General features: G+C 53.7%; 12 protein-coding genes. All 12 read left to right on the plus strand.

Going from position 1 to position 15,482, the window contains the following annotated elements; genetic code table 11:
* Positions 1–359: 359 nt before the first annotated feature.
* The 12 genes from RBH92_RS02770 to RBH92_RS02825 all read left to right on the plus strand — a co-directional run bounded on the left by RBH92_RS02770 (position 360) and on the right by RBH92_RS02825 (position 15,271).
* Positions 360–2,840: a type I restriction endonuclease subunit R, EcoR124 family gene (locus RBH92_RS02770; RefSeq protein ID WP_307933173.1), complete on the plus strand. Its 2,481-nt coding sequence runs from the start codon at positions 360–362 to the stop codon at positions 2,838–2,840.
* 192 nt (positions 2,841–3,032) lie between these two features.
* Positions 3,033–3,578 (plus strand): endonuclease domain-containing protein, encoded by a 546-nt coding sequence (locus RBH92_RS02775; protein WP_307933174.1) that lies wholly within the window; start codon positions 3,033–3,035, stop codon positions 3,576–3,578.
* Positions 3,571–4,878, plus strand: a complete 1,308-nt coding sequence (locus tag RBH92_RS02780; RefSeq protein ID WP_307933175.1) for a restriction endonuclease subunit S — start codon at positions 3,571–3,573, stop codon at positions 4,876–4,878. The genes RBH92_RS02775 and RBH92_RS02780 overlap by 8 nt, the downstream gene beginning before the upstream one ends.
* Positions 4,875–5,246: a DUF1016 N-terminal domain-containing protein gene (locus RBH92_RS02785; RefSeq protein ID WP_307933176.1), complete on the plus strand. Its 372-nt coding sequence runs from the start codon at positions 4,875–4,877 to the stop codon at positions 5,244–5,246. Before RBH92_RS02780 ends, RBH92_RS02785 begins: the two co-directional genes overlap by 4 nt.
* Positions 5,247–5,299: 53 nt before the next feature.
* The gene (dinD, locus tag RBH92_RS02790; protein WP_307933177.1) at positions 5,300–6,160 is read left to right on the plus strand and encodes a DNA damage-inducible protein D; all 861 of its coding nucleotides are present in this window, start codon (positions 5,300–5,302) and stop codon (positions 6,158–6,160) included.
* Positions 6,144–7,784: a type I restriction-modification system subunit M gene (locus RBH92_RS02795; RefSeq protein WP_307933178.1), complete on the plus strand. Its 1,641-nt coding sequence runs from the start codon at positions 6,144–6,146 to the stop codon at positions 7,782–7,784. The genes dinD and RBH92_RS02795 overlap by 17 nt, the downstream gene beginning before the upstream one ends.
* 12 nt (positions 7,785–7,796) lie before the next feature.
* The gene (locus RBH92_RS02800; protein WP_307933179.1) at positions 7,797–9,026 is read left to right on the plus strand and encodes a YcjF family protein; all 1,230 of its coding nucleotides are present in this window, start codon (positions 7,797–7,799) and stop codon (positions 9,024–9,026) included.
* Positions 9,027–10,592 (plus strand): GTPase family protein, encoded by a 1,566-nt coding sequence (locus RBH92_RS02805; RefSeq protein ID WP_307933180.1) that lies wholly within the window; start codon positions 9,027–9,029, stop codon positions 10,590–10,592.
* A 22-nt stretch (positions 10,593–10,614) separates the two neighbouring features.
* Entirely contained in the window at positions 10,615–11,376 is a 762-nt protein-coding gene (locus RBH92_RS02810) for a DUF3750 domain-containing protein (RefSeq protein ID WP_307933181.1), read from the plus strand.
* A gap of 118 nt (positions 11,377–11,494) precedes the next feature.
* Positions 11,495–12,508: a Fe(3+) ABC transporter substrate-binding protein gene (locus RBH92_RS02815; protein ID WP_307933182.1), complete on the plus strand. Its 1,014-nt coding sequence runs from the start codon at positions 11,495–11,497 to the stop codon at positions 12,506–12,508.
* 77 nt (positions 12,509–12,585) lie between these two features.
* Positions 12,586–14,211, plus strand: a complete 1,626-nt coding sequence (locus tag RBH92_RS02820; RefSeq protein WP_307933916.1) for an ABC transporter permease — start codon at positions 12,586–12,588, stop codon at positions 14,209–14,211.
* A 4-nt stretch (positions 14,212–14,215) separates the two neighbouring features.
* Positions 14,216–15,271: an ABC transporter ATP-binding protein gene (locus tag RBH92_RS02825; protein WP_307933183.1), complete on the plus strand. Its 1,056-nt coding sequence runs from the start codon at positions 14,216–14,218 to the stop codon at positions 15,269–15,271.
* Positions 15,272–15,482 lie beyond the last annotated feature (211 nt).

The raw sequence follows: 15,482 nt of genomic DNA on the forward strand, positions 1-15,482 counted from the left end.
TCCACAATGGACCCTATGAAGCAATGGGTCGATGGTCAGATCTTTTTGATATGACGGATTGGGAGATGATGTTAGCAGGAGGGTAAGCCGGTAGTAGCGTGCTAAAAGAGCGCTTTTCTCCCCTTTTTATCGAAAATGACCGGCTGGCGGCGGACCATTGCCGGTGACCGGCGGTTGCGCAAATTTAATTCCGCGGTGTACTGATGATAAGATGCTCGCATGAGTCAACGATCTGAAGAGCTGAACGGATGATTGGCGGCAGCTCAGGATTGCGTCGTGATATCGCCCCATTCCCATTAATGGCGATGAAGCAATAAAATCCTTTGGAGTTAATAAGTTGAACTTTTGTATCCATTCCGATGACAGCAACAGAAACCCAAATTGAACAAGATCTGATCGCTAAGCTTGAAGCGCTCAAATATACCTATCGTCCGGATATTCGTGATCGTGAAGCACTGGAAAACAATTTCCGGGAGAAATTCGAAGCACTTAACCGGGTCAAACTGACGGATCCGGAATTCTCGCGCCTGCGGGACGGGATTGTTAACGCCGATGTTTTCGCTGCCGCCCGTCACTTGCGCGAAAAGAACGGCTTCGAGCGCGACGATGGCACACCGTTGTACTACACGCTTGTCAACATCAAGGATTGGTGCAAGAACAGCTTCGAGGTGGTCAACCAGCTGCGCATTAACACTGACTACAGTCACCATCGCTATGATGTGATTCTGCTCATCAACGGCGTGCCGGTGGTGCAGATCGAGCTGAAAACGCTTGCCATCAGCCCGCGCCGGGCCATGCAGCAGATCGTCGATTACAAAAACGACCCCGGTAACGGCTACAGCAAAACCCTGCTGTGCTTCGTGCAACTGTTCATCGTCAGCAACCGCAGCGATACCTGGTACTTCGCCAACAATAACAACCGTCACTTCAGTTTTAATGCCGACGAACGCTTCTTGCCGCTCTATCAGTTCGCAGGTGAAGACAACAACAAGATCACCCATTTGGACAGTTTTGCCGAGAAATTCCTCGCCAAGTGCACGCTGGGCGAGATGATCAGCCGCTACATGGTGCTGGTGGCCAGCGAACAAAAACTGCTGATGATGCGCCCGTATCAGATTTATGCCGTCAAAGCTATCGTCGAGTGCATCCACCAGCACTGCGGCAACGGCTACATCTGGCACACCACCGGCAGCGGGAAAACGCTTACTTCGTTCAAAGCATCGACTCTGCTCAAGGACAACCCGGATATCGATAAATGCCTGTTCGTGGTCGACCGCAAAGACCTCGACCGGCAGACGCGGGAAGAATTCAACAAGTTTCAGGAAAAATGCGTCGAGGAAAACACCAACACCGAAGCGCTGGTGCGCCGACTGCTTTCCGACGACTACGCCGACAAAGTGATCGTCACCACCATCCAGAAACTCGGCTTGGCACTCGATGGCAACAACAAAAAGAATTATCTGGCCCGGCTGGAACCGCTGCGCCAGCAGCGCATGGTTTTCATCTTCGACGAATGCCACCGCTCGCAATTCGGTGAGAACCACAAAGCCATCAAAGAATTCTTTCCCAACGCCCAGTTGTTCGGTTTTACCGGCACGCCGATCTTTGACGACAACGCCAGCTATCAGCAGATCGAAGGCCAGCAGGCATCCTTCAAAACCACGGCGGACATCTTCCAGCAGCAACTGCATGCCTACACCATCACCCACGCCATCGAAGACCGCAACGTGCTGCGCTTCCATGTGGATTACTACAAACCCGAGGGTAAGAACAAGCCGAAGCCGGGCGAAGCGCTGACCAAAAAAGCCATCGTCGAGGCGATGCTGTCCAAGCACGATGCCGCCACCAACGGGCGCAAGTTCAACGCCGTGCTGGCCACGGCCTCGATCAACGACGCGATTGAATATTACGCGTTGTTCAAGTCCGTGCAGGTGGAAAAAAAGGCCCAGATTGAGTCAGGGGGCGGTGATTTCCAACCGCTCAACATTGCCTGCGTATTTTCCCCACCCGCCGAGGGCAACAAGGACGTGCAGCAGATCCAGGAAGACCTGCCGCAGGAAAGGGCCGACAACGAACAAGCACCGGATGAAAAGAAAGCCGCGCTCAAAGCCATCATCGCCGATTACAACGCGCGCTTTGGAACCAATCACAGCATTAGCGAATTCGATCTCTACTATCAGGACGTGCAAAAGCGCATCAAGGATCAGCAATATCCCAACCAGGATTTGCCTCACGCGCAGAAGATCGACATCGTCATCGTGGTGGATATGCTGCTCACCGGTTTCGATTCCAAATACCTGAACACTCTTTACGTGGACAAAAACCTCAAGTACCACGGCCTGATTCAGGCGTTCTCGCGCACCAACCGCGTGCTCAACTACATCATGGCGCTGATAGCCCGCTACGCCAGCCAAGCGCCAGGTAAGCAGAAGATGAGCCGCGCCGAGTTGATTGGTTTGATTCAGTCCGATGCCAAACTCATCGACGACCGGGATGCGCTCACTGAATATATCGATAGTCTCAACACCGACAAACCTCATACCGTGCAAGGTATTCGAGAAGAATACGCCCAATACAAGGCCGCCAAAACCAACCAAGCCATTGCCGAGGTGGCTGCCAAACACGGCCTCGCCACCGCCGCCCTGCAAGATTTTGTCGACAGCATCCTGCGCCGGATGGTGTTTGATGGCGATCAACTTAGCGATCTGTTCGCCCCGCAGGAACTGGGCTGGAAAGCCCGCTCCAAGGCGGAGCTGGCGCTGATGGAAGACCTGATTCCGCTGTTGCACAAACTCGCCCAAGGGCGGGAGATTTCAGGCTTGGGGGCGTATGAGCAATAAAACTATTTCGTTCACTACAACGTCTACCACCCCGCCCCTACGGGGCACCCCTCCATGGGAGGGGAATTTTTGGGTCTTTCCCCTCTTGTGGAGGGGTGGCAGGCGAAGCCTGACGGGGTGGTTTTACCTCGACTGGAGAGATGATGGGCGAAACATGACGGGGTGGTCGTGATGCGGAAAACGGCCCGTTATATGACATTACCGTACAATCCGGCACTCAAACAACGCGCCAGGGAGTTACGGCGAACGGGTAATTTGTCTGAAGTGTTGTTGTGGAATCAAGTCAAGAGCGGCCAATTTTCAGGGTTGGATTTTGATCGGCAGAAGATCATCGGCAATTACATTGTCGATTTCTACTGCGCTGAAAAAGCGGTTGTGATTGAAATAGATGGTGGCAGTCATGATCACAAGGTGGAATATGATGCTCAACGGGATGCATATTTAATGAGTCTGGATTTGACTGTCATCCATTTGTTGGATAAGGACGTGAAAAATAATTTAGCGGGGGTGATGCAGTTTCTTTTACAGCACCCGGCTTTGACCGCTCCATCCCGGGGCAAAGCGACCACCCCGCCCCTGCGGGGCACCCCTCCACAGGAGGGGAATTCTGGGCGGCATTCCCCTCCTGTGGAGGGGTGGCAGGCGAAGCCTGACGGGGTGGTTTTCTCTTCTTTGAAGGGAAGACGGGCAGGCCCTGACGGGGTGGTTTTACCGCCTTCGGAGGGAAGCGATGCGTGAACAAAGAAAGCGGGCATTGCTGCCCAAACTGCGCTTTCCTGAGTTTCGGGAGGCGGGGGAGTGGGAAAGCAAACCGTTGGCTCAGGTATGTAACATACTTCAGGGATACGGTTTCCCTGAGGTGTTGCAAGGTAAGAGCGAGGGAAAATATCCGTTCTGCAAGGTAAGCGATATTTCGAGAGCAGTTGCCGAAAATGGTGGTCTTTTAGTTGAAGCAACCAATTACATTGGTGGCGATGCGCTGTTGAAACTGAGGGCAAAACCAATTCCGAAGGGTGCGACGGTGTTCGCCAAGATTGGCGAAGCGCTTAGGTTAAACCGGCGCGCTTACGTTCAGACAGAGTGCTTGATTGACAACAATGCCACTGGCTTGAAAGCAATCGACGGTGTTGCTGACGATTATTTTGTCTATCTGCTGAGTCAATTGATCGACCTCAATAAGCATTGCGGTGGTGCCGTTCCGTCAGTAAACAAATCCACTTTGGAGGAAATCGAAGTGGTCGCGCCCGGACCCGATGAGCAAAAGCGAATCGCCGACTGCTTCTCTTCCATCGACGTGCTGATCACCGCCGAAGCCCAAAAGCTCGATACGCTCAAAGCCTACAAGAAAGGGCTGATGCAGCAGCTTTTTCCCGCCGAAGGTGAAACCCTGCCCACGCTTCGCTTTCCTGAGTTTCTGGATACGGGGGAGTGGGAGGAGAAGCTACTAGGCAGCTTTATAGAAGAGTTTCGAGAAAAGTCGGCGGTTCAAGACGAATTTGAAGTCCTAACGTCCGCCCGGTGCGGGCTAGTAAGACAGAGAGAGTACTATGACAACGATAGAATCACTGAGCGGGACAATATCGGGTTCAATATTATTCCGCCCAATTACCTGACCTACCGGAGTAGAAGTGACGATCGTCGGTTCTACTTCAACGAGAATAACTTGAGCATTACCGGAATTATTAGCACCTATTACCCCGTGTTCCGTGTACTCGACGGCAGCAACAAGTTTTTTGTTGAGTTGCTTGCTCGCTACTCAACAATCGTTGGGAAGTACAGCGTAGGCACGTCACAAACAGTTCTCTCGCTGAATGAGCTAAGGCGTATCAAACTCCCGCTTCCAAAGAAAACGGAACAACAAAAAATCGCCAACTGCCTCACTTCCATCGACGAGCTGATCACCGCCCAAACCCAAAAGCTCGCCGCGCTCAAGGCCCATAAAAAAGGATTGATGCAACAGTTATTCCCCTCCGTTGGAGGGGTGGACGGCGAAGCCGGACGGGGTGGTCGCCCCGTAGTGGACGAGGCGCAAGGATGAACGCATTGACCGCATTTCACGCCGACATCAAAAACATCCTCGAGCAGGCGAGGAGCAAGGCGCGTTCAGCGGTGAATGCCGCGATGGTGGAAGCCTACTGGCTGATTGGCCGGCGGATCGTTGAAGAGGAGCAGCTTGGGCAGCACAAAGCCCAATATGGTAAACGGCTGATCGAAGACCTTTCGGCAGCGCTGATGGCGGATTTCGGCAAGGGTTTTTCCTATGCCAACCTGTACAACTGCCGTCAGTTTTACCTGACCTTTCCCGATCAGGAGATTCTCTACACACTGTGTAGAGAATTGAGCTGGAGCCATCTGCGCTTGATCATGCGGGTTCAGTTAATTAAACGACTATCCAATAATCACTGATATTAACGCCACTCGTATCGATTATGAAAACTCAGAGCAATGGAGGCTATGTCATGGATAAACAGCTACAAAATTTGCAACTAAACCTTGAAACCGTTGTGCAGCGCGCCGATGCCGAAGGCATTGAATTCTGGTTTGCTCGCGATCTGCAAGCGCCTCTGGGGTATGCTCGTTGGGAGAACTTTCAAACCGCCATCCAGCGCGCCATGGAGTCCTGCGAAGCCTCTGGCCATGCGATTTCGGATCATTTTCGTGGCGTCACGAAATTGATCGTTCACGGCAAGGGCGGGGAGCGGGAAATTGATGATTTCATGCTTACCCGTTACGCCTGCTACCTGATTGCCCAGAACGGCGATCCGCGTAAGCCCGAGATTGCCTTTGCGCAAAGCTACTTTGCCTTGCAAACCCGTAAGCAGGAGCTGATTGAAGACCGTATGCGGCTACAGGCGCGCATGGAGGCCCGCGACCGGCTGAGGGAATCGGAAAAAGCCCTATCGCAGAACATCTTCGAGCGCGGCGTGGATGATGCCGGTTTTGGCCGTATCCGCTCGAAAGGTGATCAGGCACTCTTCGGCGGGCATACCACGCAAGCCATGAAAGACAAATATGGCATTGTGAAAAGCCGTCCGCTGGCGGACTTTTTGCCCACGCTGACGATTGCCGCCAAAAACCTGGCTACCGAAATGACCAATCACAACGTGGAACAAGCCAATTTGCTCGGGGAACACGCAATCACCCATGAGCATATAAAGAACAACGAGAGCGTGCGCGACATGCTGGGGCAGCGCGGCATCAAACCGGAAAAACTGGCCGCCGAGGAAGACTTGCAGAAGCTGGAGCGCCGAGTGAAGTCAGAAGAAAAGAAACTGGCTAAGCGCACCAAAACTCTGCCACCGCATGACGACAATCGATAGAGCCGAATCAACCATGACCGAACAAGATCAAAAACAACTGGGCAATACCCTGTGGAGCATTGCCGACCAATTGCGCGGTGCGATGAACGCGGACGATTTTCGCGATTACATGCTGTCCTTTCTGTTCCTGCGCTATTTGTCGGATAACTACGAGACGGCGGCGCAAAAGGAACTGGGGCCGGATTATCCCAAGCTGGATGCTAGCGACCGCCGCACACCGCTGGCGGTATGGTATGCGCAGAACCCGGACGATACCGTTGAATTTGAAAAACAGATGCGCCGCAAGACGCATTATGTGATCAAACCCGAATATCTCTGGGGCAGCATCGCCGAGATGGCGCGCACGCAAGACAAGGAATTACTGCATACCTTGCAGAAAGGCTTCGATTACATCGAAAACGAATCCTTTGCCAGCACTTTTGGCGGATTATTCTCCGAGATCAATCTGAATTCGGAAAAACTGGGCAAGGGCTATCCCGAGCGTAATGCCAAGCTTTGTACCATCATCAGCAAGATTGCCGAGGGACTGGCGCAGTTTTCCACCGACAAGGACACGCTCGGAGATGCCTATGAGTACCTGATCGGTCAGTTTGCCGCCGGTTCCGGCAAGAAGGCGGGCGAGTTCTATACGCCACAGCAGATTTCCAGCATTCTGTCCGGCATTGTCACGTTGGATAGTCAGGAACCCGCCACCGGCACCAAGAAGCAACTGGAAAGCGTGCTTGATTTTGCCTGTGGCTCCGGTTCGTTGCTGCTTAATGTGCGCCATCGGCTCGGCCCGCACGGCATCGGCAAAATCTTTGGGCAGGAAAAGAACATTACCACCTACAATCTGGCGCGCATGAACATGCTGCTGCACGGGGTAAAGGATTCGGAGTTCGAGATTTATCACGGCGATACGCTTACCAACGACTGGGATTGGCTGCGCGAAACCAATCCGGCCAAGATGCCGAGATTCGATGCGGTGGTGGCCAATCCGCCATTCAGCTACCGTTGGGAGCCGCTTGATGCGCTGGGTGAAGATATGCGCTTCAAGAATTACGGCCTGGCACCGAAATCCGCTGCCGATTTCGCCTTTTTGCTGCACGGCTTCCACTACCTGAAACCCGAAGGCGTCATGGCTATCATCCTGCCACACGGCGTGTTGTTCCGTGGCGGGGTGGAAGAACGTATCCGCACCAAACTACTGAAAGACGGACATATCGACACGGTGATCGGTTTGCCCGCCAATCTGTTTTTCTCGACAGGTATCCCAGTCTGTATTCTTGTTTTGAAGAAGTGTAAAAAGCCGGACGATGTGCTGTTTATCAATGCTAGCGAACAGTTCGAGAAAGGCAAACGGCAGAACCGCTTGCTGCCGGAACATATCGGCAAGATTGTTTCCACTTACCAATTTCGCAAGGAAGAAGAGCGCTACGCCCGGCGGGTGCCGATGGATGAAATAGCGGCGAATGGCTACAACCTGAACATTTCGCGCTATATCAGCACTGCAAGGCAGGAAGAAGAGGTGGATTTGGCGTTGGTGCATAACGAGTTGACGGAATTGGAAAAACGGATCAAGGAAAATACCGGGAAACACAATGAATTTCTCAAGGAACTCGGGCTACCACCATTGCCGCAGTGATAAGATACCTGAATGATGAAAGGAGAAGATTCAAAAAACTGGACGGATTATTGGGAGCAACTGCGAACCGCGTTGCTCGAACCCAAAGTCGATCCGGCGTTGCTGGAGGCTTCGCTGCGCGAAGCGCGCGCGAAGATGCCGGTGCCGGTGCTGTGGCTGCTGGGTAAAACTCAATCCGGTAAGACCTCGATCATCCGTGCGCTGACCGGTAGCGAAACTGCCGAGATCGGCAACGGGTTCCAGCCGTGCACGCGCAGTTCACGCGTTTACGATTTTCCGGCGGAAGCGCCGCTCGTCAAATTTCTCGATACGCCGGGTTTGGGCGTGGTGGCTTACGACCCAAGCGACGATATGCAGTATTGCGAAGCGCAAGCGCACTTGCTGGTGGCGGTGATGAAAGTGGCGGATTCCGATCCGGCAGCGATATTCGAGGTGTTGCATAACATTCGTGGGCGTCACCCGGAGTGGCCGGTGCTGCTGGTGCAAACCGGCTTGCACGATTTGTATCCGGACGGTTTTAAGCACGTGCAACCGTGGCCTTTCGGATCCGAGCCGTTGCCGGAAGACGTGCCGCAGGATTTGCGCCGCGCGATTCGAGCGCAACGCGAAGCCTTGAAGCCGTTGCCGGGATTTGCAGCCGTAAACTGGGTGACGGTCGATCTGACCTTGCCCGAGGACGGTTTCGAGCCGCCGGATTACGGTCTGGAAGCGCTATGGCAAGCGATTGAGTCGTTGACATCGCTGGGTTTGCAGCACCAGCTGGGCGGCGATCAGGAAGTGCAGGATTTATACGCGCGCACCGCGCATTCGCACATCGTCGGTTTTGCGCTGGTGGCTGCGGGCTTGGGAGCTTTGCCGGTGGTGGATCTGGTCGCGGTATCGGCGGTGCAGGCGAAGTTGTTGCATAGTTTGGCGTTGCTTTACGGACAGCGCTGGGATCGCAGTACGGTCACTGAGTTTCTGGGGCTGGTGGGCGCCGGAATCGCGTCCAGTTATGTGGCGCGCTGGCTCAGCCGCGCAGTGGTGAAGGTGATCCCGTTCTGGGGGCAAACGATCGGCGCGGTGTGGGGTGCGAGTTCCAGTGGCGCGACTACTTACGCATTGGGCAAAATCGCGATTTATTTTTTTGAGCGGCGCAAGAATGGCTTGAATGTCGATGCCGATACTTTGCGCCGGATTTACGTCGAAGAGCTGGAACGCGGCGCTGCCGTGCTGAAAAGCCGGTTGCGGGGGCAAGCCTAGATGAAATCGACGCTCGCGCGAATCGATCCGTTACGGCTGCTGGTATTCATTCTGATGCTATTGCCGCTACTGGCTTTACTGGGTTTTGGCTTTTTCTGGCTGTGGCAAAGCGGCAATTTGCAATATTGGCTGATTGCCTTGGTGATATGCGGCAGCTTGGGCTACGGCTTGCAGTATTGGCTGGTGCGGCAACAGCGGCAATTGCTGAATGCGCCCGTGACAGCGCCGAATCCGCAGTGGCCGCCGAATGCGGATGCGGTCTGGCAACGGGTAGAAGCGCTTGCCGAAACTTGTAATCCGCAGGACTGGCCGCTGGAAGAAGGCACCTGGATACTGTCGCTCGGGCAGAAAACGCTGGAAACGGTCGCGCATAGCTATCATCCGGATGTGGAAAAGCCTTTACTCGAACTGACGATTCCGCACACCTTGCTGATCATCGAGCGCGCGAGCCGTGATTTGCGCCGTGATTTCGCGGAAAAAATACCGTTCAGCACACGCCTGACCATTGGCGATTTTTTCCGGATTCAGCGCTGGAAGGCAAAGGCAGAAAAAGTTATCGATATCTACCGCGCCGGCAGCATCCTCATTAATCCGCTCAATGCGCTGCTGGGTGAAGCATGGCGGCATTTGCGCGAGCGCAGTTTCGATCAGGCCAGGGACGAATTGCACCGCTGGTTATTGCGAGCGTATGTGTGCAAGGTCGGTTACTACGCGATCGATTTGTACAGCGGCCGATTAACGTTGACGGACGAAGCATTGATCGAATCAACCACGCCGGAATCCAAAACGGATCTGGAACAGGCGCAGGAAGCGGCTCAGGAAACGGCCGCAACAGCGGCGGAACCGTTGCGGATTCTGGTGCTCGGCCGAACGAATGCAGGCAAATCGAGCTTGATCAATGCGTTATTTGGCAATCTCGCAGCCACTACCGAGCAATTACCGGACGGCAAGCAAACCTTTAAACCGTCTGTGCTAACGCGCGAGGGGTTCACGCAGGCGTTGATTTTCGATAGTCCGGGATGCGATAGCGCCGGATTCGATCCAGCGAAAATGCTGGCGGCTGCAAAGAACGCCGACTTGATCTTGTGGGTCAGCGCGGCCAACCGTCCGGACCGGCAGAGCGAACGCGAGTGTTTGGATCAATTGCGATCCGCGCAAGCGGCGTGGACCGACCGGCGCTCGCCGCCGTTGCTGGTGGCCGCCAGTTTTATCGACCGATTGCGCCCGGTGAATGAATGGCAGCCGCCGTATGATTTGACCCAGCCGTCCAATACCAAGTCACTGAATATCAACGCAGCAGTGCAGGCGATCGCCAGCGATTTGGCGGTGCCGGTTGAAAAGGTGATCCCGGTCTGTTTATTGAAAGGTAAAGTTTATAATGTCGACGACAGCTTGTGGGCGGCGATCCTGAGTCATCAGGACGAAGCATTGCGGGTGCGCATGATGCGTTGCATGGATGCCAGAAAACGCGCCGAGGATTGGGAGTTGTTGCGGCGGCAGATGCTGGATGCCGGCCGGTTTTTACGGAATTTGCCGGAGATGCTGGGGAAACGTACCGGGCCGTGAAACAGCTTAGGCCGATGATTGAATGAAACGGATTGCTATCTTTTTTTCTATACTGCTGGCATTGGGATTGGTGCTGATTGCCGCGACACCGCACCGCGCGCAAGCGCAGTACTGGTGGAACGCCAGCCGCGAATCGGCCGGCATCGCGCCCGATCCGCTGACGACGCCGGAAGCGATTGTGCAGGTTTATGGTGCAAGAGCGTTTAGCTGGCGCGGCTATTTCGGCATTCACACCTGGATCGCGGTCAAACCCACGGCGGCGGAGTCGTTCACGATATACGAAGTGATCGGCTGGATGCAGCGGCGCAAATTGCCGGTGGTGGTGATTTACGACAATGTGCCCGACCGGCGCTGGTACGGCAATATGCCCGAGCTGCTGCTGGACAAACGCGGCGAAGGTGTGGATGCGCTGATTGCGAAAATCGACGAAGCGGCGCGCAGCTATCCCTATCCTAAAAATTACACGATCTGGCCGGGCCCGAATTCCAATACTTTTGTTGCGTGGATTTCGCGTGCCGTGCCGGAGTTGCAACTGGATTTGCCGCCGACAGCGATCGGTAAAGATTACCTCGGCTACCGGATTTTTGGGCAAGCACCCAGCGGCAGCGGTTTTCAGGTTTCGCTGTTCGGTTTGATGGGGGTGCTGGTCAGCGAGATCGAAGGCATCGAGTTTAATTTTCTCGGCTTATCGTTCGGCGTCGATCTCGATCCGCCGGCGATCAAGCTGCCGCTGGTCGGGCGCAAGGAACTGAATAGCTGGTTTCAATCCGCGGTCGAAAATTGAGCGGTGACTTGCATATAAATCAGGTGCGGTTCTTCAATTGATAATTATTCTTATTCATTCTATAGTAGCAGCCATAGGGTAGTCCGGTATTTCAACATTTTTTGCTTGGAAATCTTTCATGTTAAGTCAAATAAAGTCCCATTTTTCGATTGCGTTTTTTTTCCTGCTTTCTATCGTGGCGGTATGTCCGGTTCATGCGGAAGAAGTGGTTGTCTATTCCGCACGTATCGAACAGCTCATCAAGCCGATGTTCGATGCGTTTACCAAGGAAACCGGTATCAAGGTTAAATATACGACCGACAATGAAGGTGCGCTGCTGGCGCGGCTCGAAGCCGAAGGGAAAAACACCCCGGCTGATATGTTGATTACCGCCGATGCCGGTAATCTTTGGGCGGCTTCGCAGGCCGGATTATTGAAGCCGGTCAAGTCGGGGGTGCTGGAAAGCAATATCCCGGCGCATTTGCGCGATCCGGCCAATGAGTGGTTCGGTTTGTCGATCCGGGCGCGGACGTTGATTTACAACACCAAGAAAGTGAAACCCGAAGAGCTGTCGACTTACGAGGATCTGGCCGATCCTAAGTGGCGTAAGCGTTTATGTTTGCGCACTTCGAAGAAAGTTTACAATCAATCGCTGGTCGCCATGATGATCGCCGAGCATGGCGAAGCCAAGACTGAAGAAATCGTGAAAGGCTGGGTGGCCAATCTGGCGACCGATCCTTTATCCGATGACACCCGAGCTTTGGAATTCGTTGCTGCCGGTAAATGCGATGTGACCATCGTCAATACTTATTATTTTGGCCGGTTGATGAGCAAGGACCCCAAGTTGCCGCTGGCGGTTTTCTGGCCGAATCAGAATGACGGCGGCGTGCATGTCAATATTTCCGGTGCCGGTGTCACCCGTCATGGCCGGCATGAAGCCGCAGCGATCAAGCTGCTGGAATTTTTGTCATCGGACAAAGCGCAAAATCTTTTTGCCGACGTGAACATGGAATATCCGGTCAATCCGAAGATTACAGCGGATCCTTTTGTCGCGGCGTGGGGTGAATTCAAGCAGAATCCGATGAATCTGGCGAAAGCCGGCGAGTTGCAAACGGCTGCCGTGAAACTGATGGATCGTGCAGGTTATCGCTAAGCTCGCGATAAACCACCGCATCCTCAAGCAGTTGCAGCGTGTTCAATCGTGATGCTTCTTCCGGCGGGAAACTGCCGGTGCTATTTTCCCGTTATCGCTTTTTCGCTTTCTGGCGCCTGACGCCTTTTATCGTAGCCGCGCTGGTTTTGGCGCCGGTTGCGGTGGTGGTGTCGTCACTACTGGCGCCTGCCGGCGATATCTGGCAACATCTGCTTGAAACCACGCTTCCGGATATATTAATCAATACCTTTTGGCTCGCTGCGGGCGTTATCTGCGGCACCGCGTTGGTCGGTATCGGTTTGGCATGGTTTATTTCGGTCTATGAATTTCCCGGGCGGCGGTTCTTCGCTTGGGCATTGTTGTTACCAATGGCTATGCCGGCCTATGTGACAGCCTTTGTAGCATTGGGTTTGTTTGATTTTACCGGACCGGTGCAAACAACTTTGCGCGCATGGCTGGATTCCGATTTGTCGTGGTTTCCGGAAATACGCGGCAGAGCGGGTGTGATCCTGGTAATGACCTTGGCTTTTTATCCCTATGTCTATTTGCTGGCGAAAAATGCTTTCTTAAGTCAGGGCAAGCGTTCGCTGGAAGTCGCTCAATCGCTGGGTTTAAACAAAGTGCAGGGCTTTTTCAAAGTGGCGTTGCCGATGGCGCGTCCTTGGATTGCCGGCGGCTTGATGCTGGTGCTAATGGAAACACTGGCTGATTTTGGCACGGTAGCTGTGTTTAATTACAATACTTTCACCACCGCCATTTACAAAGCATGGTTTAGCATGTTTTCTTTGCAAGCGGCTTCGCAACTGGCTTCCTTGTTGATTATTATTGTGTTTGTGGTGATTGTGCTGGAGCAGCAATTTCGCGCGCGCATGCGTTACGCGGAATCCAAAAGAACTGCACGCGCGCAGCGTATCACCTTAAGCGGATGGCAGGGGGGGGTGGTGAGCGGATCCATGTTCAGCGTGCTGTTTCTGGCTTTTTTGCTGCCGGTTATGCAGTTAAGCTACTGGGCGGCCGATTCGTTTGCGCACGATTATGATTTTGCCCGCTATCTGGATTTCCTATGGCATTCGCTATCGTTGTCCGGCATGGCGGCATTGTTGATTTGTGCGATGGTGATTGCGATGGTCTATGCGGCGCGGCGATACCCAGACACCGCGACCAAAAATGCCGTGCGCATCGCGACCATCGGTTATGCATTACCCGGCGCGGTTCTGGCGATCGGTGTTTATCTGCCGTTGACGTGGCTGGATGCGCGACTCAGCGAACTGGCGCTGAACTGGTTTCAGATGGATACCGGCCAGATCTTGCAAGGTACGCTGGTTGCAATGCTGATCGCCTATTTGATCCGTTTCATGGCGGTCAGTCACTATCCGATTGATAGCGCAATGCAGCGGATAACGCCGAGTATCGACGAAGCGGCGATGAGTTTGGGCGTGCATGGTTGGACTATGATCAAGAAAGTGCACGCGCCGATCTTGAAACCGGGCATTTTTACCGCGGCTGCCTTAGTGTTTGTCGATGTCATGAAGGAGATGCCGATCACGCTGATGACCCGTCCGTTCGGGTGGGATACGCTGGCGGTCCGCATTTACGAAATGACTTCCGAAGGCCAGTGGGATCAAGCGGCTTTGCCTGCCGTCACCTTGGTATTGGCGGGATTGATACCGATTTTCTTATTGATGCGCCAAACTGAAAAGTAATCGTATGGGTAACGTTCTGTTGCAACTGAAAAATGTCCGCCAGGCTTATGGCTCGCAGGTCGTTATTCATGATTTGTCGCTGACCCTGGAGCAAGGACAAATCGGTTGTTTACTGGGTCCGAGCGGTTGCGGAAAAACTACGGCGTTGCGTTGCATTGCCGGATTTGAACCGGTATCGGCGGGAGAAATTTTGCTGAACGGCGTGTGCGTCAGCAGTTCCGGGCATCTGGTGCCGCCGGAACGCAGGCAGATCGGCATGGTATTTCAAGATTATGCATTGTTCCCGCATCTCGACGTGGCTGCAAATATCGGTTTCGGCTTGCACCGGCTAACCAAAAACGAACGCGAGCAGCGCGTTGAAGAGATGCTGCACGTTGTTCATCTCGCGTCTGTCGCGAAAAAATATCCGCATGAGCTTTCGGGAGGGCAGCAGCAACGCGTGGCGCTGGCGCGGGCGTTAGCGCCGAAACCGGCGTTATTGTTGCTGGATGAGCCTTTTTCCAATCTCGACGTCAGTTTGCGCGAACGCTTGAGCATGGAAGTCCGCGAGATTCTCAAACAGCAGAAAATAACCGCGATTCTGGTAACGCATGATCAAGCCGAAGCTTTTGCGATCGCGGATGAAATCGGCGTGATGAGCCACGGCGCAATGCAGCAATGGGACACCGCCTTTAATTTATACCATCATCCGGCCAACCGGTTTGTCGCTGATTTTATCGGTCAAGGGGTCTTTGTTACCGGCACGGTGAAGAATCCGCAACAAGTTGAAATCGAACTCGGGGTGATTGCCGGTGAGATTCCGCCGCATTGCGCGCCGGGCGATCGCGTGGAAGTCTTGCTGCGGCCGGACGATGTTGTTCACGATGATGCCAGTCCGTTACAGGCGGCTATTGTCAGCAAGGCATTTCGCGGCGCGGAAATTTTGTACACGCTGCGCCTTGCCGGCGGGGCACGGATTCTGGCGTTAGTTCCCAGCCATCACAATCATCCGATTGGCGAGAAAATCGGCATCAAACTTGAAACGCATCATCTGGTGGTTTTCCCGCAATCGTTACCGTGATGCTGAGCGGTTCCGCAACCAGTGTTGACAAATTCGCACACTGAGCCGCTGGATAAAATTTTTAGAGTAAGTGTACTTCCCTTTTCGCGGTTTTTTCTATAGCATTGCCAATTCGTGTTAATACCTTTCTTTTATAGCTTTTTTCCAAGCGATCAAGTAAACCCGGCTCAGTGATAATACTGAGGTAGCTATTCCTGAAACTAATAATTTA

Source organism: Nitrosomonas sp. sh817 (genome assembly GCF_030908545.1).
Classification (GTDB): Bacteria; Pseudomonadota; Gammaproteobacteria; order Burkholderiales; family Nitrosomonadaceae; genus Nitrosomonas.